Annotated in this window: 26 protein-coding genes; 9 read left to right on the top strand and 17 right to left on the bottom strand. The window is 55.6% G+C overall.

Going from position 1 to position 22,810, the window contains the following annotated elements; translation table 11 throughout:
- Positions 1–98 precede the first annotated feature (98 nt).
- The 3 genes from AB8B76_RS00130 to AB8B76_RS00120 form a co-directional block, all read right to left on the bottom strand.
- Complete coding sequence (locus tag AB8B76_RS00130; RefSeq protein ID WP_405268461.1) at positions 99–503, bottom strand: hypothetical protein; 405 nt, start codon at positions 501–503, stop codon at positions 99–101.
- Positions 504–575: 72 nt separating this feature from the next.
- The gene (locus tag AB8B76_RS00125; protein ID WP_405268459.1) at positions 576–1,283 is read right to left on the bottom strand and encodes a molecular chaperone DnaJ; all 708 of its coding nucleotides are present in this window, start codon (positions 1,281–1,283) and stop codon (positions 576–578) included.
- Positions 1,284–1,305: 22 nt separating this feature from the next.
- Complete coding sequence (locus tag AB8B76_RS00120) at positions 1,306–1,992, bottom strand: hypothetical protein (protein WP_405268456.1); 687 nt, start codon at positions 1,990–1,992, stop codon at positions 1,306–1,308.
- Between the two features lie 171 nt (positions 1,993–2,163).
- Between AB8B76_RS00120 and msrA the strand changes: the two genes are divergently transcribed.
- The gene (gene msrA / locus AB8B76_RS00115; RefSeq protein ID WP_405268453.1) at positions 2,164–2,829 is read left to right on the top strand and encodes a peptide-methionine (S)-S-oxide reductase MsrA; all 666 of its coding nucleotides are present in this window, start codon (positions 2,164–2,166) and stop codon (positions 2,827–2,829) included.
- 17 nt (positions 2,830–2,846) lie between these two features.
- Here msrA and AB8B76_RS00110 read toward each other — a convergent pair whose 3' ends face one another.
- The 3 genes from AB8B76_RS00110 to rimO form a co-directional block, all read right to left on the bottom strand.
- Positions 2,847–3,290: a CBS domain-containing protein gene (locus AB8B76_RS00110; RefSeq protein WP_405268451.1), complete on the bottom strand. Its 444-nt coding sequence runs from the start codon at positions 3,288–3,290 to the stop codon at positions 2,847–2,849.
- Between the two features lie 107 nt (positions 3,291–3,397).
- Positions 3,398–4,120, bottom strand: a complete 723-nt coding sequence (locus tag AB8B76_RS00105; protein WP_405268448.1) for a 16S rRNA (uracil(1498)-N(3))-methyltransferase — start codon at positions 4,118–4,120, stop codon at positions 3,398–3,400.
- Between the two features lie 5 nt (positions 4,121–4,125).
- Complete coding sequence (gene rimO / locus AB8B76_RS00100) at positions 4,126–5,475, bottom strand: 30S ribosomal protein S12 methylthiotransferase RimO (protein ID WP_405268573.1); 1,350 nt, start codon at positions 5,473–5,475, stop codon at positions 4,126–4,128.
- A gap of 100 nt (positions 5,476–5,575) precedes the next feature.
- On the opposite strand from rimO, the gene AB8B76_RS00095 reads away from it, so the two are divergent.
- Positions 5,576–6,349: a crotonase/enoyl-CoA hydratase family protein gene (locus AB8B76_RS00095; protein WP_405268445.1), complete on the top strand. Its 774-nt coding sequence runs from the start codon at positions 5,576–5,578 to the stop codon at positions 6,347–6,349.
- Positions 6,350–6,385: 36 nt separating this feature from the next.
- Here the strand turns inward: AB8B76_RS00095 and AB8B76_RS00090 are convergent, their stop codons facing one another.
- On the bottom strand, positions 6,386–6,889 hold the full coding sequence (locus tag AB8B76_RS00090) for a DUF2244 domain-containing protein (protein ID WP_405268442.1): 504 nt from the start codon (positions 6,887–6,889) through the stop codon (positions 6,386–6,388).
- A 166-nt stretch (positions 6,890–7,055) separates the two neighbouring features.
- Here AB8B76_RS00090 and AB8B76_RS00085 point away from each other — a divergent pair, with 166 nt between their 5' ends.
- Positions 7,056–7,853, top strand: coding sequence for a sulfurtransferase (locus AB8B76_RS00085; protein ID WP_405268439.1), 798 nt, complete (start codon positions 7,056–7,058; stop codon positions 7,851–7,853).
- 63 nt (positions 7,854–7,916) lie between these two features.
- Here AB8B76_RS00085 and AB8B76_RS00080 read toward each other — a convergent pair whose 3' ends face one another.
- From AB8B76_RS00080 to AB8B76_RS00055, 6 genes are read right to left on the bottom strand one after another with little or no spacing between them, the layout of a single operon-like run.
- The gene (locus AB8B76_RS00080; RefSeq protein ID WP_405268436.1) at positions 7,917–8,612 is read right to left on the bottom strand and encodes an RluA family pseudouridine synthase; all 696 of its coding nucleotides are present in this window, start codon (positions 8,610–8,612) and stop codon (positions 7,917–7,919) included.
- Entirely contained in the window at positions 8,609–9,373 is a 765-nt protein-coding gene (locus tag AB8B76_RS00075) for a pyridoxine 5'-phosphate synthase (protein ID WP_405268433.1), read from the bottom strand. The genes AB8B76_RS00080 and AB8B76_RS00075 overlap by 4 nt, the downstream gene beginning before the upstream one ends.
- Complete coding sequence (locus tag AB8B76_RS00070) at positions 9,370–9,972, bottom strand: peptidylprolyl isomerase (protein WP_405268430.1); 603 nt, start codon at positions 9,970–9,972, stop codon at positions 9,370–9,372. Before AB8B76_RS00070 ends, AB8B76_RS00075 begins: the two co-directional genes overlap by 4 nt.
- Before the next feature lie 37 nt (positions 9,973–10,009).
- Positions 10,010–10,696 (bottom strand): TIGR04211 family SH3 domain-containing protein, encoded by a 687-nt coding sequence (locus AB8B76_RS00065; protein WP_405268427.1) that lies wholly within the window; start codon positions 10,694–10,696, stop codon positions 10,010–10,012.
- A 41-nt stretch (positions 10,697–10,737) separates the two neighbouring features.
- Positions 10,738–11,037: a YciI family protein gene (locus tag AB8B76_RS00060; protein ID WP_405268424.1), complete on the bottom strand. Its 300-nt coding sequence runs from the start codon at positions 11,035–11,037 to the stop codon at positions 10,738–10,740.
- A gap of 21 nt (positions 11,038–11,058) precedes the next feature.
- A complete protein-coding gene (locus AB8B76_RS00055; RefSeq protein WP_405268421.1) occupies positions 11,059–11,757 on the bottom strand; it encodes an inner membrane-spanning protein YciB in 699 nt (232 codons plus the stop codon).
- Here AB8B76_RS00055 and AB8B76_RS00050 point away from each other — a divergent pair.
- Genes AB8B76_RS00050 through rluB form a run of 4 tightly spaced genes read left to right on the top strand, consistent with a single transcriptional unit; the run spans position 11,756 to position 15,070 of the window.
- Entirely contained in the window at positions 11,756–12,382 is a 627-nt protein-coding gene (locus AB8B76_RS00050) for an L-threonylcarbamoyladenylate synthase (protein WP_405268418.1), read from the top strand. The two genes, AB8B76_RS00055 and AB8B76_RS00050, sit on opposite strands and share 2 nt — an antisense overlap.
- A 57-nt stretch (positions 12,383–12,439) precedes the next feature.
- Positions 12,440–13,261: a segregation and condensation protein A gene (locus tag AB8B76_RS00045; protein WP_405268570.1), complete on the top strand. Its 822-nt coding sequence runs from the start codon at positions 12,440–12,442 to the stop codon at positions 13,259–13,261.
- A complete protein-coding gene (scpB, locus tag AB8B76_RS00040) occupies positions 13,258–14,100 on the top strand; it encodes an SMC-Scp complex subunit ScpB (protein WP_405268415.1) in 843 nt (280 codons plus the stop codon). The genes AB8B76_RS00045 and scpB overlap by 4 nt, the downstream gene beginning before the upstream one ends.
- Complete coding sequence (rluB, locus tag AB8B76_RS00035; RefSeq protein WP_405268412.1) at positions 14,087–15,070, top strand: 23S rRNA pseudouridine(2605) synthase RluB; 984 nt, start codon at positions 14,087–14,089, stop codon at positions 15,068–15,070. Before scpB ends, rluB begins: the two co-directional genes overlap by 14 nt.
- Positions 15,071–15,114: 44 nt before the next feature.
- Here the strand turns inward: rluB and AB8B76_RS00030 are convergent, their stop codons facing one another.
- Genes AB8B76_RS00030 through AB8B76_RS00015 form a run of 4 tightly spaced genes read right to left on the bottom strand, consistent with a single transcriptional unit; the run spans position 15,115 to position 18,631 of the window.
- On the bottom strand, positions 15,115–15,888 hold the full coding sequence (locus tag AB8B76_RS00030; protein WP_405268410.1) for a YciK family oxidoreductase: 774 nt from the start codon (positions 15,886–15,888) through the stop codon (positions 15,115–15,117).
- Positions 15,881–16,567: an HAD family hydrolase gene (locus AB8B76_RS00025; protein ID WP_405268407.1), complete on the bottom strand. Its 687-nt coding sequence runs from the start codon at positions 16,565–16,567 to the stop codon at positions 15,881–15,883. The genes AB8B76_RS00030 and AB8B76_RS00025 overlap by 8 nt, the downstream gene beginning before the upstream one ends.
- Positions 16,564–17,280: a bifunctional 2-polyprenyl-6-hydroxyphenol methylase/3-demethylubiquinol 3-O-methyltransferase UbiG gene (gene ubiG, locus AB8B76_RS00020; protein WP_405268404.1), complete on the bottom strand. Its 717-nt coding sequence runs from the start codon at positions 17,278–17,280 to the stop codon at positions 16,564–16,566. The genes AB8B76_RS00025 and ubiG overlap by 4 nt, the downstream gene beginning before the upstream one ends.
- A 25-nt stretch (positions 17,281–17,305) precedes the next feature.
- Entirely contained in the window at positions 17,306–18,631 is a 1,326-nt protein-coding gene (locus AB8B76_RS00015; protein WP_405268401.1) for a TRZ/ATZ family hydrolase, read from the bottom strand.
- Between the two features lie 239 nt (positions 18,632–18,870).
- On the opposite strand from AB8B76_RS00015, the gene gyrA reads away from it, so the two are divergent.
- Positions 18,871–21,510, top strand: coding sequence for a DNA gyrase subunit A (gyrA, locus tag AB8B76_RS00010; protein ID WP_405268398.1), 2,640 nt, complete (start codon positions 18,871–18,873; stop codon positions 21,508–21,510).
- The gene (gene serC / locus AB8B76_RS00005) at positions 21,510–22,589 is read left to right on the top strand and encodes a 3-phosphoserine/phosphohydroxythreonine transaminase (RefSeq protein WP_405268395.1); all 1,080 of its coding nucleotides are present in this window, start codon (positions 21,510–21,512) and stop codon (positions 22,587–22,589) included. Before gyrA ends, serC begins: the two co-directional genes overlap by 1 nt.
- Positions 22,590–22,810 lie beyond the last annotated feature (221 nt).

The raw sequence follows: 22,810 nt of genomic DNA, 5'->3' as shown, positions 1-22,810 counted from the left end.
CCTACAGCACAAGACATTGGGGTCAGTCCCAAAGTTTCAAGGTGGCTCTGGGCGCCATTCCTTCAAGCTTGGCAATCTGACGCAGCGTACATGATCAATCAGACCGCGGCACTGCGGGGAGGTTCCTGTGTATCGGCGTTGTCTCCCTCGCCAGTTTCGCCTGTCTCGTCCGGCGAGTCTTCTTCATTGGCGGCGGCCAGCGCAGCCTCTGCCGCTTTCTCGGCTGCCTTTTCCGCAGCCTTTTCAGCCGCTTTGTCTGCAAGAGTCGGAGTCAGGTGCGTACTCGCATCGATAACGGGTTCTTTCTTTTCGTCTACGTCGCACTCCAGCACTTCACCGCGGAGATCTATGTCCTTGGCGCTCAGTTCTACCAGCTGGTTAACAGCTTCATCACGGTGTTTGGTCTTGAGCACCCGTTGGGGTTCTCTTCCATCAACCCACTCTCCCGCTCGCGTCCAAAACTGACCTAACTGATTCTGAATGACGAAAACTGCTTCACTCATCTTGCTGTGTTTCCTTTATCTAAGATGGTTATATCCAAGCTGACTATGTATTTTGAGCAGATTAGTTGTGTTTCAGCTCTTTGTAAGCAAGTCCTTGGCCTGGTTAATCTTGGCGGCGAGATAATCGGAGCCGCCACGGTCGGGATGCAGTTTCTGCATCAGCTTGCGGTGCGCGTCGACAATGGCCGTTTCGTCAGCGTCATCGCCAAGGCCCAACACCTCCAGGGCTTCTTTGCGGCTCATATCACCCGATGCCGTCTGTTCTTGAGCGCTATCTTCTTGCGCTGTGTACTGAAAGCGTTGCTCTAGGTAACCGTCAAGGAGCTGCACGGACTCCGTGTCGTTATTCTCGCAATATTGTCGAAGAGAATCGAGCTGTTCCCGGTCCATTTCATCCAGCAGCCAATCTTTTTGTGGCCCTTCCAGAACTTCGCCCGACAATGCGCCGCTTTCATGGTCCAGATGCATACGCAGTATTCGCGTTGTCACTGTTGATTTTTGACTGGAGGCGGTCGTCTGAGACCTTAAAGAGGAGAGCATGGGAAAGAGGCGAATCAAAAGCGGTAGCGACTGCCGAGCCGCCACCAGCAAGCCCGTAATTGCCGCGCCAACCCAATGCATCTTGCCGGCTAGCGTCAACAATATGACCACCACCACGGCCACACCAACGCCGAGCTTGAAGTATTCACCGCGCCTCTGGTGAGGTGGCATGGCAGCGACTCGGCGTAAAAGAATATAAACAACCGCGCCAATCGCGAGTAATAGAATCAGTCTGGGCATAGAAGTCCTGTTGACTATAAATCTAGCGTTTTAACTGCTCTAGCAGGCGCTGAGCGCCCGCCGTAGGCCTGTTTTCCAGGGCTTTTCGTCCCCCGGCGGCGTAGCGAGCCACTGCCCCCAACAAATCTCGAAGACGTTGCGCACTGCTCTGATCAAAGTGCTCATAGGCTCCGCCGCTCACCCGGGCCATGGTCTCGAAGCACTGCTTCACCGCGGGATCATACCCTTCCTGGAACAGGAACAGCGGTAGGGACTGTAAGCGACACTTGCCTGCTAAATCCTGAAGTACAGCGACATTCTCTTCTACAGCATCTCCTATAAACACTAGCGCGTTTACCTTTGTGGTGCTTTGCTGCTTCAGCGCAGCCTGCAGTAGTCTCCCAATCTGCGTTCGACCGGCCGCACACTGCACGCGACTCATCCTCTGGGCGAGAGCGGAGGCGTCACTTTGCCATGTATCCAGATGCAGCTCGCCGATACCTCGATAGTACGCGAGCTGTATCGATAGAGAGGCAAGATCATTTGTCACCTGAAACATGCTGGCCTGAAGCTCGCAGGCGAGATCCCAGGTCGCTTGCCGACTGGCTGTTGCATCGATGGCGAAGAGCAGCCGCGATTGCCCGGCACTAAAGCGCTGGACGTTCTTCGCACGCTCTAAAAACGCGCGGACGTCGCCGGAGCTAGCTTGCTTAGCGGGAGTGCGGGGCATCGTTGAAGTGAACCGACATGATGCGAGAATGGTATACCCTTGGACACAAGGCTCCAAGCACGTCCAGAGACGCTGCAACCATGCCTGTTTTGCCAGCTGTGTTACTGACTGTTATGCCAACTGTTATTCCAACTGTTATGCCAACTGTTATGCCAACTACGGAGATTCCACGTGAAGTTGTTTGATTTGCGAAAAAAACACGCCATACCCAGTGCGGAGAATGCATTGCCAGGCCGTGAGACGCCTGTTCAGGTCGCTGAGCAGCATCACGTGCTGGGTACCCCCTTGCGTGGTCCTTTTCCACCAGAGATGCAGCAGGCTGTATTCGGTATGGGGTGCTTTTGGGGTGTTGAGCGCGTGTTCTGGCAGTTGGAGGGCGTATTCACGACTGCCGTGGGCTATGCAGGGGGACATACACCGAACCCTGGCTACGAGGAAGTCTGCTCGGGACGCACCGGACACACCGAAGCCGTTCTGGTAGTTTTCGACCCGGAAAAACTCAGCTTTGACGAATTGTTGCGAAGCTTCTGGGAAGGTCACAACCCCACCCAGGGAATGCGCCAGGGAAATGATATGGGTACCCAGTACCGATCAGCGGTCTATGCCGCGGATCCAGCGCAGTTAAATGCTGCACAAGAAAGCATGACGGCGTTTCAGCGCGAACTCGCCGCTGCGGGATACGGGGATATCACCACCGAGATCGAGATGGCCGGGCCTTTTTACTACGCCGAGGACTATCACCAGCAATATCTCAGCAAGAACCCCGCTGGTTACTGCGGCTTGGGTGGCACCGGTGTGACCTGTCCTATCGGACTAGGCGTTGCGGGAACCGCCTAAGGCGTGGCCCTGAGGGGCTAGTAGTCTTCGTCTGGCTCGACGACCTCCAACTGCTCCATGAGAGCAATGGCTACCTCGAGGAAGTCTGAGTCGGTGATGATGCCTACGAGATTCCCGTATCGGGTGACTGGTAAGCAGCCAAGGCGTTGTTTTCTCAAAAATCCGGCGACAGCTCGAAGCTCCGCATCCTCGCTGACGGTTTGTACCGGTGAGGTCATGACCGCTGACAGTGCAACGTAACTTTCCTTGCCAGAGGTTCTGAGGTCTTCGTGGACAAGCCGGGAATCGCTCGCAGCTAGTACGTCGCGATGAGATACAAGCCCAATCACGTTGCCGTCTTTAGCCACGATGGGGACGTGGCGGATATGGTGTTCCCGCATCAGGGAAGCCGCCTCGAGAAGGCTGTTGTCGGGTCCCAGGGTGTAGGGTTGGGCGGTCATTATTTCTGCAACACTTAGCATGTCCCGTCCTCGCTTTGTTTGACGCGTAAGTGTTAAAGAGTTCAGGGGGCGCAGTCATTGATCTTCGTCAAGGATCAGCGTTTTCCCTTAACAAGCTTTCCGCAGCGTTACGCGTGCTCGCCCGTAAGATGCCGCCCCAAGGCGCAGTGCAGAGCCGTCTCGACACGCAGCATACGTGGCCCCAGGCTTACGCTTCTCGCCCCTGCTTGTTCTATGAGGCTTCGTTCGAAGGGAATAAAGCCTCCCTCGGGTCCTATCACCAAGAGGCTGGGTGTTGCCGGTGATTCCGGATAGCTATCGCTGGCGCCAAGGTCCGCCAGAAGTGCATCGCGGCCCTTGCAAAGCTCCGGGAGCGTATCTTCGGCAAAGGGTCGAAAGCGTTTGTGCAGTGCAACCGTGGGTAGCCGTGTATCCATGGATTGCTCAAGGCCTGACACGAAGGCCTCTTGCAAGGCGTGGTCTTGCAGGAGAGGGCTTTGCCAGTAACTTTTTTCGACGCGGAAGCTGTTGATAAGATGGAGATGCTTGACCCCCGTCTCGGCAATACCGCGCAGAATCCTTCTGAGCATTTTGGGCCGCGGCAGGGCCATTACTACTGTTAAGGCTAAAGGTGGGGGGGGCGCGCGGTCTAAGCTGACGTCGATAAGAGCAGCTGTGTCGTTGATTTCTATCACCGTTCCTTCGCCGATATTGCCGTTTAAAACGCCGACGCGAACGCTGTCTCCCGATTGCAGCTTCAGAATATCGTTGAGATGACCCAAACGGCGACCACTTAGTTGCAACTGGTTTTTGGCGTCCAACTCATCGGGTCCAACGATCAGTAGGTTCACAGTGCTTAGTCGATCCAGAGGTCGTATTCATCGGCACGGGAAACCGTGCCCCGCACCCAATCTCCGGGATTGAAATCTGACGCCCCCGGGATATGCACTCGGCCATCGATCTCCGGTGCATCGGCGCTGGAGCGACCTACAGCACCATTTTTATCGACGCTGTCTATAAGTACCTCAATGTCGCGCCCAACTTTGTTTTGAAGGCGCCGTGTACTGATTGCTTGCTGACGCAGCATGAATCTCTCGTAGCGTTCCTGCTTTAGTTCTTCAGGAACGGGATCTGCAAGCTCGTTGGCGGCGGCGCCTGTTACTGGTGAGTACTGAAAGCACCCAACGCGATCCAATTGCGCTTCGTCGAGAAAGCTCAACAATTCTTCAAACTCCGCATCGGTCTCGCCGGGAAAACCTACGATAAAGGTGCTGCGCAGAGTTATGTCGGGGCACTGTTGTCGCCAATTCTGGATGCGCCCGAGCACTTTCTCGGTGGCAGCGGGACGCCGCATGCGCTTAAGCACGGCGTGGCTTGCATGTTGAAAAGGTATATCGAGATAGGGAAGAATTTTTCCCTCGGCCATCAGGGGTATCACTTTATCAACATGAGGGTAGGGGTAGACGTAGTGAAGTCTGACCCAAACACCCAGCTCGCCCAACGCGGTACACAGACTCTCCATCCGGGTAGACAACGGTCGGCCCTGCCAGAATCCGGTTCGATACTTTACATCCACCCCATAAGCGCTGGTGTCCTGGGATATCACCAGTAACTCTCGCACACCGGAGCGAACGAGCGCCTCGGCCTCATCCATGACGTCGCCGATGGGTCGGCTGACAAGATCACCACGCATGGAAGGGATGATGCAAAAGCTGCAGCGATGATTGCAGCCCTCAGAGATTTTTAGATAGGCATAGTGGCGCGGCGTGAGTCGCACTGTCGATGCGGGGATCAAATCGGTAAACACGTCTTTTGGTGGCGGTGCCGGTACGAACTCGTGTACCGCTGTCACCACTTCTTCGTAGGCCGCCGGTCCGGTTACCGATAAGACCTTGGGGTGCTCGGCGCGGATTCGTTCAGCGTCGGCACCTTTGCCCATACAGCCGGTCACGATTACGCGTCCATTTTCGGCGATCGCTTCGCCAATGGCCGCGAGAGACTCTTCTTTCGCGCTATCAATAAAACCACAGGTGTTGACGACTACTAGCTCGGCATCGTCATAGCTACCAACGATATCGTAGCCGTCCAATTTGAGCTGCGACAATATGCGCTCAGAGTCCACCAGGGCCTTAGGGCAACCCAGGCTCACAAATCCAACAGTGCTGTTCTTACCGGCAACATCAGCGGAGTCAGCTCCGCTGTTCATGCCGGGGATAGGATCAGATTCAGAAGACATAAAATTAGTCGATTGGTAAAAGCGCGAAGGGTAGCATGGTCCGTCGAGCGTCGAGAATGGAGAGTGAGTCATGACAGTGTTGGTAGAGAGAGTCGGGCGAGTTTTGAAGGTGCTCATCGACCGCCCTGAGAATCGTAATGCCGTGAACGGACCAACAGCTTCCCTGTTGGCGCGGGCTTTTCGAGATTTTGATCAAGACGACTCTTTAGATGTGGCTATTTTGCAGGGCAGCGGGGAGACTTTTTGCGCCGGGGCCGACCTCAAAGCCGTGGCGAGCGGTGAGAATATGAACCGTATGCAGGCTTACGGAGAGGGTCCTATGGGGCCTTCGCGCATGCAGCTCAGTAAGCCTGTGATCGCCGCGATCGAGGGGCATGCAGTCGCTGGAGGATTGGAGTTGGCACTGTGGTGTGATCTAAGAGTTGCAGACCCGGATGCGGTCTTTGGCGTATTTTGTCGTCGTTGGGGAGTTCCCTTGGTTGATGGAGGCACTGTGCGCCTTCCCCGACTTATCGGTCAATCTCGGGCGATGGATATGATACTCACTGGACGCCCCGTGGGAGCCCGTGAAGCGCTGGAGATGGGGCTTGTGAACCGCGTATCAGCGCCCGGCGAGGTTGCTAGCGAAGCCCTAGCGCTCGCCGAGCAGCTGGCAGCTTTTCCGCAAGCCTGCATGCGCGCTGATCGGGCGAGTGCTCTGGCTCAGTGGTCTCTGACCGAGCAGTCAGCACTAGCGCATGAGTACGCGGCGGGTGAGGCGGTGGTACAAAGCGGGGAAACTCGCCGAGGCGCTGAGCGTTTTAGCGATGGCCTTGGCCGTCACGGAGACTTTCGAGAAATTTGATGGATCTCCAGACAGCCGGGCTGGTTGGCCTCGTGCTCAGAGTTTTAGACGACCCACGGGGCTGTGGGTTCTTACCAGAAGCTCTTTTCGTAGCAGCGCCATGAGCGACAGGCAGTCATCACGATTGAGGAATTCACCTACCCGGACAGTTTCTTCATTGCCGTGAACCGATAGCCCAGGTCCCTCCCAGGGATGCTTCTCGGGAGTAATTGCGAGAGCGACTTGATCTCTCGCAAACCGCCAACGGCGCTTCGGTGCGTAATGTCCCTTATCAATGGATACCATGCTCTCATCGAGAGTGATGACGTGGCGATACTCCAGCTTCCAGTTGACGTAATACAGAGCAGCCGCAAGAGCCAGAAGCTCTGCGCCAGCGAAAGGCAAAATAGGCCACGCACCGAGCGCGGTAAATCCGATAGCTGCTCCGAGGGAAGGTACAGACACCGCAAGAAGCGCAAGTTTATTGTTGCGCCAGCTCGACGAATGATTGGGCTTTGCAATGATTACCAACGAAGCGTCGCTGCGGCTGCTGCTGACCACCAAGCTTAATCCTTCTATTATGCGGTCTGGTTTATGCGACCTGGCTTGTGCACTGAATTTTCAGTGCGAAAGTATAGTGCACCTTGCTGGGCGTACCCACAAAGTTCGAGGAGAGGTTGATGCACCTGAGAGTAGTACGCGGTTCTTGTTTTAGGAGATCAGGTTTATGACAGGGTTCCTCAGTGTCGCAGAGGCACAAGGCTTTGCAGGCGTGATCATCGATTGCAGATTTTCTCTCGCCGATTCTGATGAGGGTCGCAGGGGCTATGACCAGGGCCACATACCCGGAGCCCTTTATCTGGATCTTGCAAAGGATATGTCTGCGCCAGTGCACACCCACGGCGGGAGGCACCCACTACCGTTAACCCAGACGTTTGCGCAGAAGCTAGCGAACCTGGGAGTTGATCAGAGTACTGAAGTCCTGCTCTATGATGACTCGCGCTTTGTATTTGCTTCGCGATGTTGGTGGATGATGCGCGCTCTGGGTTATCGGGAGCCGGTGTTTCTGAATGGTGGGTACCAAGCGTGGTTGAGCCAGGGTGCTGACACGGAGGTGGCTACGCCCACTCCAGACCCCGCCGCGCCGATGGAAGTTTCGACTCAGTGGCCGGGCTGTTGTGATCGAGATGAGCTTCTGGATTTACAAGGACAGTCAGCGGTTGTGGTGGATGCGCGTGAGGCGCAGCGTTATCGCGGAGAGCATGAGCCTATTGATCCTGTGGCGGGGCATATTCCCGGTGCAATGAACCTTCCCTGGCAGAGTTTTAGTGATGAGCACGGAGAATTTCTTGAAGACGCCGCTTTACGAGAGTGTTGGGGCGATACGCTGGAGGCCACACCGCTGGTGGTGTATTGCGGATCGGGCGTCTCGGCCTGCGTCAATGTCTTATCTCTAGCCGTACTTGGTAGAGATGACGTCTGGCTCTACGGCGGTAGCTGGAGTGATTGGTGCAGCTATCTGTAGATGTGCTCTCTGAGCTACCGACGATAAAGTTGTATGGCTACGGTGGACGGTTCGGATTAGCCTTTAAAAAGGCGCCGGGCAGTGACCCACTAATTTTCGCCCGGTAACCGGATGGGGGAATGCGATTCGCGATGCATGAAGCATCAGTCGCGGCGCACTACCCAGAATGGCGGGAGGGGCGTACATGTCACAGCCCAGAATAGGGTGTCCCATTTCCCGGCAGTGGATGCGCAGCTGATGCGTGCGCCCCGTCGCTGGCTGTAACTCGAGATAACTGTTTCCATTCTCACGTTTCAGAACTTTGAAATAAGTAAGCGATTTTTTCCCCGTTTCAGCACAAATTTTTTGCAGAGGCCTGTTTTCCCAATCTCGCGCAATAGGCAGGTCGATCTTGCCTTCATCATCCGCGACATTCCCGGCGACCCAGGCTCTATACTGCTTGTCTACGGACCGTTCCTGAAACAGCCGAGACAGTGCTGCCTGAGATGGCTTCCCCCGGGCAACTATCATGATCCCAGAGGTATCGAGATCTAGCCGATGGACTACCAGCGCATCGGGGTAGCGTTCTTGCAGTCGTGTGATCATGCAGTCGTGATTCAGCGGGTGGCGACCCGGTACCGAGAGCAGTAGATCCGGCTTGCGGATCAGTAGAAGCGACTCGTCGGCATAGATGACTTTGACTGCCTCAGCGCTGTGAGGAACGATGTAGGGTGGCAGCTCCAGATCGTCTGGCGAGTCGGGAGGTATGGGCGTACTCACGAGCCAGCAAGCACTGCCCGATAAGCCTGAACCGCTGCGGGCGTGCCTATGCGCAAAGCATCGACGGTAAGCGCATGCCCTATTGATACCTCCAGCAATCCCGGCAATTCCCTGAAGATCGGCAGGTTGTCGAGGTTCAGGTCATGGCCGGCGTTGACGCCCAGCCCGGCGTCGAGGGCGGCCTCTGCGGTGTCGCGAAAGCGCCCGTAACACTGATCAACGTCCTTGCCCTTAGCGACGGCGACGGCAAAGGACTCCGTGTAAAGCTCAATGCGGTCAGCACCGATTTGCGCGGCGATGGTCATTTGCTCTGGCACGGGGTCCATAAAAAGGCTGCTGCGAACACCAAGAGATCGTAGCTCTGTGAGCAAAGGTTCTAACTCTTCTGCCTGACGAAGGAGATCAAAGCCGTGGTCGGAGGTGAGTTGGTCGTCGCCGTCGGGCACTAGAGTGCACTGAGTGGGACGCAGTTCTCTCACGAGTTCCATGAAGCCCGGGTAATCGCTAACACCACTTCGATCGCTGGCTCTCGGGCCAGCGAAGGGGTTCCCCTCGATATTGAATTCGACTTCAAGCATCGAGGCTAAATCCCGACAGTCGTCGGCTCGGATATGCCGTTGATCCGGGCGAGGGTGCACGGTAATCCCATCGGCGCCTGCCTCGATGCACATTTTGGCGTGCTCAGGAATGTCGGGAATCGTGGTGTCTCTGGAGTTCCTGATCAGTGCAATTTTGTTGAGATTGACGGATAGGGCAATCACAGCAGACTCTTGCGCTCAATCTTGGTGATGATAACGGCGTCGATGGGAACATTACCGTGAGGGCCGATAGCCTGCACTGGAGAAGTACTGATGTAGTCCACGGTGCTCATGCCATCGATAACCTCACCGAAAACGGTGTAGCCGGGAGCGCCCGGTTGCCAGTCCAGGCGCAGATTGGTGCGTTGGTTAATAAAAAACTGCGCGGTAGCTGAATCGGGGTCAGAAGTCCGCGCCATTGCTAAAGTGCCTCGGACATTGTGCAGGCGGTTTTTCGATTCGTTTATGACAGGTTCCCCAACTGGCTTCTCCACCATGTCTGGGGTGAGGCCTCCGCCCTGAATCATAAAGTTGGGTATGACGCGGTGGAAAATAGTGCCGTCATAAAAACCATCGTCAACGTAAGCCAGGAAGTTCTCGACCGCCAGGGGTGCTTTATCCCTGAACAAGCGCACGCTGATGGCGCCGACATTGGTGGTGATCGTCACCTGTGGGTTGGGGAGAGGCGTTTCAGAGGATGATTGCGCCACAGACACAGACGCCAAAACACTGAGGAAAAAGCCTGCCAAGGCCACGGGAATAAAACGGGTACTCGCGATCATCTTTGTCTCCTGGGCGATGTGCGCCGGAAATGTTGTTTTAGGCCCAGCTGGAACTGCTTTTGCGCTTGGGCCACAAGCGCGGCACGACCAAGGTAATAATCACGCCGAGGAGCACAGCAAAGGCTCCATCCATGAATGCACTGCTCCGTACGCGATCCTGCAGGCGTTGATTGTCTGCTTCCAGCGTATCCAGTGTTGTACGCATGGTTGCCGAGTCCTCTACCAGTCGCCGATTGTTCTCTGCGGTCTCCACAGCGCTGCCGGAAATCTGGCGTAGCTGGGCCAGCTCTTCACTAACCTGTTGGAGGTCGGCGTTACTCTTTGCCAACTGGGTGCCCACATCGCTCTGCTGTGCCTGTAGTTCACTGAGACGGCTGCGCAGCTCAGCGGATTCCTGCTGAGCCTCTTCCAGTTGACGGACTACCGCGGGCAAGCGCACCTGTGCGGGTGGTTCAGTGGAAAGATACTCGGCCTGAACCCAGCCTTCGGTGCCGCGAGATGTAGCGACCTCCGCCCAGTTGCCATCGGTGGAGCGACGTTTTTCGGTTAGCTCTGTTCCCGGAATGAGTTTTCCAATCCAGCGGTAGTTTGAGCCTGGGCCTGCATGGAGGACCACGAAAACCTCGTCACTGATGTAACGGGATTCCTGGGCATAGGCGGCAGGGCCCACGCTTGGCAATAGGGGGCCTGCACTCAGCAACAGAATGAGCAGAAGTCGGATCACGGATACTCCTTGTTTATTTGTATCAATACACATCGCGTTGACTAGGGGATGACGATTTTGAAAGGTTTGACTTCAACCTCGGCGAATACGCCGGAGGTGCTGTAGGGATCTTCGTCCGCCCAGCGTTTGGCATCCTCAAGAGAGGGGAACTCTGCAATGATCAGGCTGCCGGTAAACCCTGCCTCACCGGGATCTTCAGTGTCGATCGCGGGGTGGGGGCCACCGACGAGTACTCGACCCTGATTCGCCAGCTCCTGAACACGGGCAAGGTGCTGTTCACGAACCTTCATTCGCAATGGCAGACTGTTGGGGACATCGGTCCCAAAAATCGCGTAGTACATCGTGTTTGTCTTAGCCTCTAATCATTCGCTATCAGTATTCACTGCGGTTTCATCTGCTTGCAGATGCGGACTTACCATTACCGCGGTAAGTATCGTAAGCAGCAGCGTAAACCCTATGGAAGAATACAGTTTGTAACTTACCCACGTTGCCTCGCTGTAGCCATACGCCACGTAAAGATTCAGTGCTCCAACGATCAAAAAGTTACTGATCCAGAGCAGGTTAAGCTTGGACCACACCTTTTTTGGAAGTTCCAGTTGTGATCCCAGGGTGCGCTCGAGCAAATTCCGCTCTCCGATAAAGTGAAACAGGCCAAAAGCGATAGCGAGCGCCCAGTTAAAGATGGTGGGCTTCCATTGAATAAACGTCTGATCACGGAGAATCAACGTCGCCCCGCCAAAAATACCTACCGCAAGAAAAGTCCAAAGACCGCGTTTGTCCCAGTAGCCACTCGTTATCCGCGAGATCAGAACCTGCAGGGCTGTAGCACTGATCAGTACCGCTGTGGCACTGAAAATTCCATCAAACTCATATTGCCAGCCCGCCACGCTGAGGGTTTCCCCATCGAGCTGATAGACAACAAAGAACAGTGCTATGGGAATAAATTCGAGGAGTTGTTTCATGCCAATCGCCAGAATGGTCTGCAGTGCTAGAATGCCGCGCAGTCCTAAAGGGGCCGCATTGTAAAACAATTCACAGAGTCGCGCGGGGCGGACTTCCATGAGTCAGTTCTTCCAGATACATCCGGATAATCCCCAGGTTCGCCTGGTACGTCAGGCTGCCGATATTGTCCGCGGTGGGGGCGTGATCGTTTATCCAACGGATTCGGCCTACGCGCTGGGTTGTCACATTGGGGACAAGGCGGCTTTGGATCGTATTCGTCGTATTCGCAAGCTCGATGACCGGCATAATTTTACGCTGGTCTGTCGCGATCTGTCCGAGATAGCGACGTATGCACGTGTAGATAACGCGGTGTACCGGTTATTGAAGCAGCACACGCCGGGTCCCTATACCTTTATCCTGCGCGCAACCACCGAAGTACCCAGACGCCTTATGCAGGCAAAACGTAAGACTATTGGGCTCCGCGTGCCGGATAATGCCATCACCCAAGCGCTTCTGGGTGACCTTGGCGAGCCCTTAATGAGCGTGTCGCTGATTATGCCTGGCGATGAGCTGCCGCTCATTGATCCCTACGAGATCCGCGAAATCCTCGAACATGAGGTGGATTTGGTGCTCGATGGCGGCTACTGCGGTATGGAGGCAACGACGGTAGTAGATCTGGCCGATGAGGAGCCTATGGTGCTGCGTGCGGGAAAGGGCGATCCAGCGCCCTTTGAGGCTCCCTGAGGTATACTGGCGACACTTTGTATTGGTGCTGCTGTGACTAACGAAAATCAAGACTTGATGCCTTCAAGCTCCTCATTGCTGGGGCCGGAATTGCCGACTCAGTCAGAAATGCCGTTTGCTGTGGTTATGGGTAAAGCCGTGACTGAGCTTCCCAAGGATTTGTATATTCCACCGCAGGCGCTTGAGGTGTTTTTGGAGGCTTTTGAAGGACCTCTGGATCTTCTGCTGTACCTAATCCGGCGCCAAAATCTCGATATTCTCGAAATCGACGTCTCACGAATCACAGAGCAGTACATGCATTACGTGGACCTCATGGATGCTATGCAGTTCGAGCTTGCCGCCGAATACCTGCTCATGGCGGCTATGCTGGCCGAGATCAAGTCGCGCATGTTGCTACCGCGAGCGACCACTGAAGAAGAGGACGAAGAAGATCCTCGCGCCCAGCTCATACGTCGCCTCCAGGAGTACGAGCGCTTTAAGAAAGCTGCGGAAGAGATCGAGGATCTCCCCCGCATGGAGCGAGACACTTGGGTAGCCAGTGCCGCGCCACCTCCTGTTGAGCAGGAGCGTCCTGCGCCTGACGTCGACATGCGTGAGCTCTTGCTGGTGCTATCTGATGTTCTGAAGCGCGCGCAGATGTACGAGAGTCATCAGGTGCAGAGGGAAGCTTTATCAACCCGGGAACGTATGTCTCAGGTTTTGGACAAGCTACAGGGTAAGCAGTTTGTGCCCTTTGTTTCTTTGTTCTCCGCTGAAGAAGGCAAGTTGGGGGTTGTGGTGACGTTTTTGGCAATCATGGAACTCATAAAGGAATCTTTGGTTGAGATTGTTCAGACAGAAAGTTTTGGCCCGATACACGTTAAGGGGCGTGCCGAATGAGTGAGAGCACTGGACTTGTGCAGATTATCGAAGCGGCTTTGCTCGCCGCAGGGAAGCCGTTAACGGTGGCCCAACTGGGTGCGTTGTTCGAGGAACATGAGCGTCCGGCAAACGAAGATATCCGTGCCGCCCTGGAAGAGGTTCGGGAGCGCTGCGAGGGCCGCGGTTTTGAGCTGGTAGATGTGGCCAGCGGTTTCCGTTTTCAGGTACGTGAGCAAATGAGTCCTTGGGTGAGTCGGCTCTGGCAGGAACGTCCCCAGAAGTATTCTCGTGCACTTTTAGAAACATTGGCATTGGTCGCTTATCGTCAACCCATTACCCGGGGAGAGATCGAAGAGATTCGCGGAGTAGCGGTCAGCACAAATATTATTCGTACCCTCCATGAGCGGGACTGGATTCGCGTAGTCGGTCATCGTGACGTCCCTGGGCGACCCGCGATGTATGCGACTACGCGAGATTTTCTTGACTACTTTAATCTCAAGAGCCTCGATCAGCTTCCTGCGCTGGCAGATATTCGTGATCTCGAAACCTTGAATGCCGAATTGGGCTTTAGCGAACCGCTGCCCGAGGCTGCCAACGGTGAATCTTCAGACAATCAGGAAGAGGGCGCTGAAGAAGAGGGCATAGAGAGTGATACCACAGAGCAGGGTGAATCCCCCGAAGCTGAGGGAGTAGCTGTAGCTCTTGAAGACGTGGTGGATGCTGCGGATGTTTCTCAATCCGTTGAAGCCTTAGACCAAGAGGCCGTCGATGCGGCTGACGCGTCGCAGCTCGTGGACGATGGTTCGGAGATTCCTGTGGCCGACACCCGCGAGCAGGCGAACCATGGCCAAGGCTGACAAGACCGAGGCCAAAGCGGTCGACAGCGCCCCAAAAGACGGCGAGAAGCTGCAAAAGGTGCTTGCTCGCTCGGGGCTGGGGTCTCGTCGTGAGATGGAGCGCTGGATAGAACAGGAGCGCGTCACCATCGACGGCAAGTCAGCGCGATTGGGAGATCGTGTCGTTGCAACGCAGCGTATCGAAGTTGATGGTCGACCGCTGGTCGCTAGCGATGGTGAAAAAACGCGTTGCCTGCTATACCACAAGCCCACCGGAGAGGTGTGCTCGCGCAAGGATCCGGAGGGTCGACGCACCGTGTTCGAGCGCTTGCCCAAGGTTAAGTCCGGGCGTTGGATATCGATAGGGCGTCTTGATTACAACACCTCGGGTCTTCTGCTATTTACCACCGATGGCGAGCTGGCCAACGCCTTGATGCATCCCAGTGCCAATATTGAACGAGAATATATGGTGCGCGTGATGGGAGACGTCACAGAGGAGAGCATAAAAGCGATGCTCGAGGGTGTCATGCTCGAAGACGGTGTCGCACGCTTTACGGATATCCAGTCCGGCGGTGGAGACGGTATCAACAGCTGGTACTACGTAGTGCTCATGGAAGGTCGGAATCGTGAGGTCCGTCGCCTCTGGGAGTCCCAAGGTTTGACCGTGTCCCGTTTGAAGCGCGTGCGCTACGGAGATCTTTTCGTGCCCTCGAAGGTCAAAAAAGGACAATGGCAGGAGCTTGCTCCCAACGAGATCAATGGTTTGTATCGCATGGCAGGCATGCAGACTAAAGATGTAGAACCACCGTCCAGAGACGATCGCAGCAAGCACAAGCGCATGGAAGGAAAACGTGGTTCTGTTCGCGGCAAGAAGCGCGAACGAGATGATGGCCGCAGCCGTGATGACCGCAAGGACAAAGGCTCTAAATCGCGCAAGCCCCGATCGGCAAAATCTGACTCCGTAAAGAACAAGCGACGTACACGCGCCTAGTTGGCTTTTGCAGCTGTTTATCAGGCGCCAAGCACATTTCAGCGCTATTGCGCGTTAAAACTACACCCGCTTCTTTCTCCACTCACGTCATCCATCAAGTACAAGTAGCTGCGCATGATTGCGTCGGGAGAGGGGTTAGTGCCGGGCTCCTCGGCAGGATAGGCTGCGCGGCGCATAGCGGTGTTGGTTGCCCCTGGGTTGATGCAATTGACGCGGATGTCACTGGTGTTTTCAGTTTCGCTGGCCAAAACCTGCATCATCCCCTCCGTCGCAAATTTAGAGACTGCGTAGGCGCCCCAATAGGCTTTTCCTGTGCGTCCGACTCCCGAGGTGGTAAAGACCACCGACGCGCTAGGAGCTTGGCGTAACAGGGGCATGAAGCTCTTGGCCATGAGAAATTGACTGTTTACATTGAGCTGCATCACGTCTCTCCAGTCATTCCAGGCAGACTGCTCTATGGCGCGACGCTGGCCCAGGATGCTGGCGTTCAACAGTAGGCCGTCGAGTCTGCCGAGCTGTTCCTCAACAACGTCTGCCAGGGCGATAAACGGTTCTTCAGCGGCCTGGGAGAGGTCGAAGGGGATAGCTGCGGGTTGAGGGCCTCCAGAGGCTTCAATTTCGTCGTAGACCTTCTCGAGCTTCTCTACGTTTCTGGCCACCAGCACGACTGTTGCCCCGTGAGCGGCGAAGCTGAGCGCAGCACTGCGGCCAATGCCGTCGCTGGCGCCGGTGATCACGATCGTCTTTCCGGCCAGGGCTTTGTCCGAGGGCGTGTAGTCCTCCGGGATCGTAATCCCTGTCAATGTGTCTTCAGGCATAGGCCAACTCCGATTCAGGGAAGAGGAGTCCACCAAGCTCTTCACTTTGCGCTGCGATAACATCTGCGTCCCAGCGGCTAGCACTGTCTCCATCTTCGATGTAGCCGTAAGCGGCGGCTATGGTATACATGCCCGCACGTTTTCCCGCTTCGATGTCGCGCAGGTGATCTCCAAGGTAAACAGCGTCTTTGGTCTCGCAAAGCAGCTCTTTACAAACCTTATGGAGGCTTTCTGGGTGTGGTTTAGCATGCGTGACGTCATCGGGACAGACCACGCTCCCCGGGCTCAAGGCGAGTTTTTTCAGGAGTGGGACGGTGTACTCCCGTGGCTTGTTTGTGGCAATGCCCCAGGCTATGCCTCTGTTTGCAAGCTGCTCTAATAAGTTATCAACGCCGGGATATAGTGTGGCGTGACTGCCGAGTATGGCCGCATAGAGATCCAGTAGACGCTGCCTGAAACGCTCAAAGCGTGAATCCTCTTCGCTGATGTCCAGCGCCAGCTTTACCAGAGCTCGAGATCCGTTGGATACCTGCGAACGAATCCGTTGCGCATCCATTGGCTGGTGTCCGCATTCCTCGCGCAGCTGCTGTACCACCGGGATGAAGTCGTCCGCGGTGTCTACTAAGGTGCCATCCAGATCAAAGATGACTGCACGCAATCGCGCACCAGGGTGCATCATGCCGCTTTGCTCGCGTGGACCATGAAATTAACTGACACGTCGTTAGGGTTGAGTCGATAACGCTTGCTTAGGGGGTTGTAAGTCAGGCCTGTCATGCTTTCCAGCTGAAGGTCCGCATTGCGAAGCCACTGAGCGAGCTCCGACGGTCGAATGAACTTCTCGTACTCATGCGTGCCTGCGGGGAGCATACGCAAAATATGCTCTGCACCCACGATGGCGAACAAAAAAGCTTTTGGGTTGCGATTGATTGTGGAGAAGTAGAGGTTGCCTCCCGGCTTTGTCAGGTCAGCGCAGGCCTGAATGACCGCTCCGGGGTCGGGCACGTGTTCGAGCATCTCCAGGCAACAGACTACGTCGAAGTGCTCGGGTTGCTCGACGGCGAACTCCTCGGCGGTGATCCGCTGATAGTGAACATCAACCCCGGATTCGAGCTGATGGAGCCGCGCTACCGATAGAGGTCCTTCGCCCATATCTATGCCCGTGACTTCCGCCCCCCGAAGCGCCATAGATTCCGCGAGGATGCCTCCTCCGCAACCCACATCCAGAAGGCGTTGGCCGACTACAGGGGAGTGACTGTCAATCCAGTTGGCACGCAGTGGATTGATTTCGTGAAGGGGTCGAAATTCCCCGTCCATATCCCACCAGCGCGCAGCAAGAGCCTCAAATTTGGCTATCTCTGCGTCATCTACGTTAAGGTTTTGGGTGATCGTCATAGTCGATTGGCGTCCAGTTGTCCGTTCATTGTGAGCTGATCTTCTGTCTCCAGTGCTTAGCTCGCGCCAGCGTGTCATCCAGATCGATGGTGAGAAGCTTGCGGTCGCGCATAAGCGCCTCTCCCGCAACCCAGCTGTGGGTAACTTCTCCGCCCGTGCAGGCGTACACGATTTGCGACAGGGGATTATAGAGCGGCTGCGTCGCGGGTGCAGACAGATCCACCGCGATCAGGTCCGCCTGTTTGCCCGGCGCAATGCTGCCAATCTCCTTATCAAGGCCGAGAGCCTTGGCCGCACCTAAGGTGGCCATGTGCAGAACCTGTTGTGCAGGCAGGACCGTAGGATCATTTGCTGTGAGTTTTGCGAGTAAAGCGGCCGTATGCATCTCGTTGAACATATTGAGATCGTTGTTGCTGGCGGCGCCATCAGTGCCTAGTCCGACATTAACGCCTGCGGCTTTCAGGTCGTTTACGGGGCAGGTGCCTGAGGCAAGCTTCATGTTTGACTGGGGGCAGTGGATTACCTGCGCTCCGGTTTCTGCAAGATTGGCGATGTCTTGTTTTCCGATGGACGTCATATGCACGCATTGGGTGCGGGGGCCGAGAAGTCCCATCCGCCGCAGACTGTCGATCGGTCGCTCACCCGTTGCTTCAACGGCGCTGAGCACCTCCCCTGCGGTCTCATGGAGGTGAATGTGTACCCCCATGTCTAACTCCGCTGCGTAAAGCGCGACCTTTTCTAAAGTGGGTACGGAAACGGTATACGGCGAATGAGGGCCAAATGCGATCTGCATTCGATCCATGTTCTTGCACTCATCCCGGAGGGCTAGAGATTTGCTGATGTAGTCGTCAGCACCTTCGCCCCAAGCCGTGGGAAACTCAAATATCGGCGTTGCAAGCTGAGCACGCATGCCGCTTTTAGCACACAGTGACGCTACAACTTCTGGGAAAAAATACATATCGCTGAAAGTGGTAGTACCGGAAAGAAGCATCTCGGCCATGGCCAAAGAGGTTCCGTCACGCACGAACTCTTCACTGACATGGGCGGTCTCCGCCGGCCAGATGTGGTCTTCGAGCCACGGCATCAAAGGCAGATCGTCGGCGAAGCCTCTCAGAAGGCTCATGGCAGCATGTCCATGCGCGTTGACTAGCCCGGGGAGCACCGCATGATTCGGAAGCTCGATTCGCTTAACGCCCAGATCGTCCGGCAGGGCGTCTAGCGGCAGTACAGCCTTAATTTTACTGCTCTGTACCAGAATGGCGTGATCCGTGAGGACATCGTCGCCCGGTTCCATAGGGATGATCCAGTCCGGCTGGATAATGAAGTCTGCCGTAAGAGAGGACGGATTCATGCAATTGGTCTCGGGTGTGAAAGAGCTGTGGTGAAGGCGCCGTTGCCCGGATTATAGCGCGCTCGGGGTTGGCTGCTGCCGTCTGTTTTGCCCCTTCCTTGTTCAGTGCTGAATCCGTTGCGGGGCATAGCTTTGAGGTGCTTCAAAAAGGTATACTCGCTGGCTGTTTTTGAGCGCTGACCGCTTAGCTTCGAAGCCTCACAAAACACCACCGACCGAATACCACTTCAAGGCGATTTATGGGTGAATTAGCGAGAGAAATCTCTCCCGTCACGATTGAGGACGAGCTTAAGCAGTCCTACCTCGATTATGCGATGAGTGTCATTGTCGGGCGTGCGCTGCCGGACGTGCGGGACGGCTTGAAACCCGTGCACCGTCGCGTTCTGTTTGCGATGAACGAGTTGAACAACGACTGGAATAAGCCCTACAAAAAATCGGCGCGCGTCGTTGGTGATGTGATTGGTAAATATCACCCGCACGGTGATTCAGCGGTCTATGACACTATCGTACGTATGGCGCAGCCATTTTCGATGCGCTACACCCTCGTAGACGGACAGGGCAATTTTGGTTCAGTGGACGGCGATTCAGCCGCCGCCATGCGCTACACCGAAATCCGGATGTCGAAGATCGCTCATGCTTTGCTGTCCGATCTCGACAAAGACACTGTCGATTTTGTAGACAACTATGACGGCACAGAGCGGATTCCGGCGGTGCTACCGACGCGGGTCCCCAATCTTCTGGTAAACGGTTCCGCGGGTATCGCTGTGGGCATGGCGACCAACATACCACCGCATAACCTGCGGGAAGTGGTTAATGCCTGTCTGGCGCTGATTAATGATTCTGAGATCACTATTGATGATCTTATGCGTTACCTGCCGGGCCCTGATTTTCCGACGGGCGCGATCATTAATGGGCGTGCAGGGATTGTGCAGGCCTATCGCACGGGACGGGGTCGAATCTACGTTCGCGCAAAAGCGGAGGTCATCACCAATGAAAAGACCGGCCGTGACACTATTATCGTTCACGAGATTCCCTACCAGTTAAATAAGGCCCGCCTTATTGAGCGTATCGCCGAGCTGGTAAAAGAGAAGAAGCTTGAAGGTATCAGTGAGCTTCGTGATGAGTCCGATAAGGATGGTCTGCGCGTGGTTATTGAGCTACGCAAGGGCGAAATAGGGGATGTCGTACTCAACAATCTCTACGCTCAGACGTCGTTGCAGAACGTCTTTGGGATCAACATGGTTGCCCTGGTTGATGGGCAGCCGCGCGTCCTTAACCTGAAAGAGATTCTTGAGGCGTTTTTACGCCACCGTCGAGAGGTCGTGACGCGGCGCACCTTGTACCTCCTGCGCAAAGCGCGCGAGCGGGGTCATGTACTGGAAGGTTTGGCCATTGCTCTGGCAAATATCGACAAGGTGATCGAGCTGGTGAAGGCTTCGCCCAGTCCCGCCGAGGCTCGGGAGAGCCTGCTTGCCGAGCGTTGGATGCCCGGTGAGGTTACCAGCATGCTTGAGCGCGCTGGCGCTGAAGCATGCCGTCCGGATGAGCTGGAGGCCTTCTATGGATTGCACGATGGTCAGTATCGACTTTCGCCGACTCAAGCGCAGGCTATTCTTGATCTCCGACTGCATCGTTTGACGGGGCTGGAGCACGAGAAGTTGCTCAAAGAGTATCAGGACAAGCTTGTTGAGATTGCGGATCTTCTCGACATCCTCCAGGACTCTGAGCGTTTGTTGGCGGTTATCAGAGAAGAGCTGGAAGAAATCGCTACGGAATTTGGCGATGAGCGGCGCACGGAAATTCGCGACTCTCAGGAAGATCTCACTGCGGAAGATCTCATTACGCCAGAGGATCGCGTGGTAACGCTCTCGCATGGCGGCTATGCAAAGACACAGCCTTTGGCTGAGTACCAGGTGCAGCGTCGTGGCGGCATGGGTAAAGCTGCGCTGTCCGTGAAGGACGAGGATTTTGTTGAGCATCTGCTCATTGCTAATACGCACGACACCCTGCTGTGCTTCAGTAACTTCGGCAAGGTGTACTGGATAAAGGTGTATCAGATTCCCGTGGCCGGACGAACCTCAAGAGGTCGCCCCATGGTCAATCTCCTGCAGTTGGATGAAGGCGAGCGGGTCACCTCTATATTGCCTCTCGAAGAACATTCGGACGACCGGTTTATTTTCATGGCCACGGCAAATGGTTATGTGAAGAAGACTGATCTTGCGAGCTTCGCACCGCGCTCTGCGGGACTTAGAGCCATCGTTCTGGGCGATGATGACGTGCTTGTAGGCACGGCTATTACTGATGGCGATCAGGACGTGATGCTGTTCTCCAGTGAGGGTAAAGCCACTCGTTTCTCCGAGAGTGCGGTGAGACCGATGGGTCGCGCCAGTCGCGGCGTGAGAGGTATCAACCTCGCTGATGGTCACCACATGATTTCGCTTCTAGTGCCGGATGCCAGCGGCACGGTGTTGACCGTGAGTGAAAATGGTTACGGAAAGCGCACAACCGTGGATGATTTTCCCACCAAGGGACGTGGCGGTAAGGGTGTGATTGCCATGGCTAGCTCCGAGCGCAACGGTCGCTTGGTCGGTGCCCTGCAGGTGTTCAGTGGAGATGAGCTCATGCTGATCTCTAATCAGGGAACCCTTGTGCGCACCCAGTGTGACCAGGTGTCACAACTTGGCAGAAACACCCAGGGTGTTCGCATCATTCGAACCAAAGAAGGAGAAACTCTGGTTCAGGTGGAGCGAATAGTCGATAGTGGGGAAGAGGACGAGTCCGCGGTCGTGGCTGCAAGTGCGCCGACTGACGCACCCTCCGAAACCCCCATAGACAGCGACGCAGAGGCGGGCAGCGGTAGCGAAGGTGGTGAAGGCTGATGACGCGGCCTTTTAATTTTTGTGCCGGCCCTGCGGTTCTTCCCGAGGCGGTACTCGAACGCGCGGCGCAGGAAATGCTCGATTGGCACGGCACCGGCATGTCCTTTATGGAGATGAGCCATCGCTCCAGTGAAGTCGTCGCCACGGTAGAGGCCGCAGAGGCATCACTTAGGCGTTTGCTGGGTATCAGTGACGAATTTGCGGTGCTGTTCGCGCAGGGTGGAGCGTCTTCCCAGTTTGCTGCCGTGCCTCTTAATCTTGGAGGAGGGGGTAAGCCTTTTTCCTACGTCAACACCGGCCAGTGGTCTGCCAAAGCTATGGCTGAGGCCAAGCGCTATGGTGAGGTAGTAGAGGTGGCGGCTGCTTGTAAGGAGCTGCCGCGCGCTATTCCGGAGCAGGACGCATGGTTGAGCGCCGACGATGCCGCCTACTTACACTTTACCCCCAACGAAACCATCGACGGCATAGAGTTTCACTGGATGCCTGAGAGTAAGGCGCCCATTGTTGCTGACATGTCCTCTACATTGCTGTCGAGGCCCATTGCTGTTGATGACTTTGACGTCATTTATGCAGGTGCGCAGAAGAATATTGGCCCCGCGGGCCTGGTGATACTGATTGTGCGGCGTGAGCTTTACGGGCGCACGCATAGCAGCTGCCCCTCCATGATGAACTGGGAGGTGACTGACAAGGCGGGTTCGATGCTCAATACGCCTCCTACCTACTCTATTTATCTGGCCGGTCTGGTTTTCGAGTGGCTGGAGTCACAGGGTGGCTTGGCTGCGATGGCAGAGCGAAATCGCAAGAAAGCGACGAGCCTCTATGCTGCTATCGATGGCAGTGAGTTCTACGGAAATCCCGTGGCGGTGGCTGACCGCTCCTGGATGAATGTGCCCTTTACCCTGGCTGATGCTGAGCTTGACAAGGTTTTCTTGACCAAAGCCGACGCAGCAGGCCTTCTGAACTTGAAAGGGCATCGATCCGTTGGCGGAATGCGCGCCAGTATTTACAACGCGATTCCCCAGGCCGCGGTAGACGCGCTTATTGAGTTCATGCAGGACTTCGAGCGCGAGCACGCTTAGAAGCCTCTGACCAATTATGCCCGGTTCATTTCCAGTTGCTGCGTTATCGAGTTTTGCTCTGGTCCACCGTGCTAGCCAACGATATCCCGGAGCTTAGGGGCTATGACCGACTCACCTAACGATACCCACAAAGACGGCTCGCCTGTCGAAGGGCAAAGCTCTGGCAGTGAAACAAGCGATGCTCGCGACCTCGAACAAGTGCGTGCTGATATCGATGCGGT

The sequence above is a fragment of the Congregibacter sp. genome (genome assembly GCF_045107095.1).
Classification (GTDB): domain Bacteria; phylum Pseudomonadota; class Gammaproteobacteria; order Pseudomonadales; family Halieaceae; genus Congregibacter.
The sequence above is the reverse complement of the archived record's forward strand: the minus strand, read 5'-3'. Positions and strand labels throughout refer to the sequence as shown.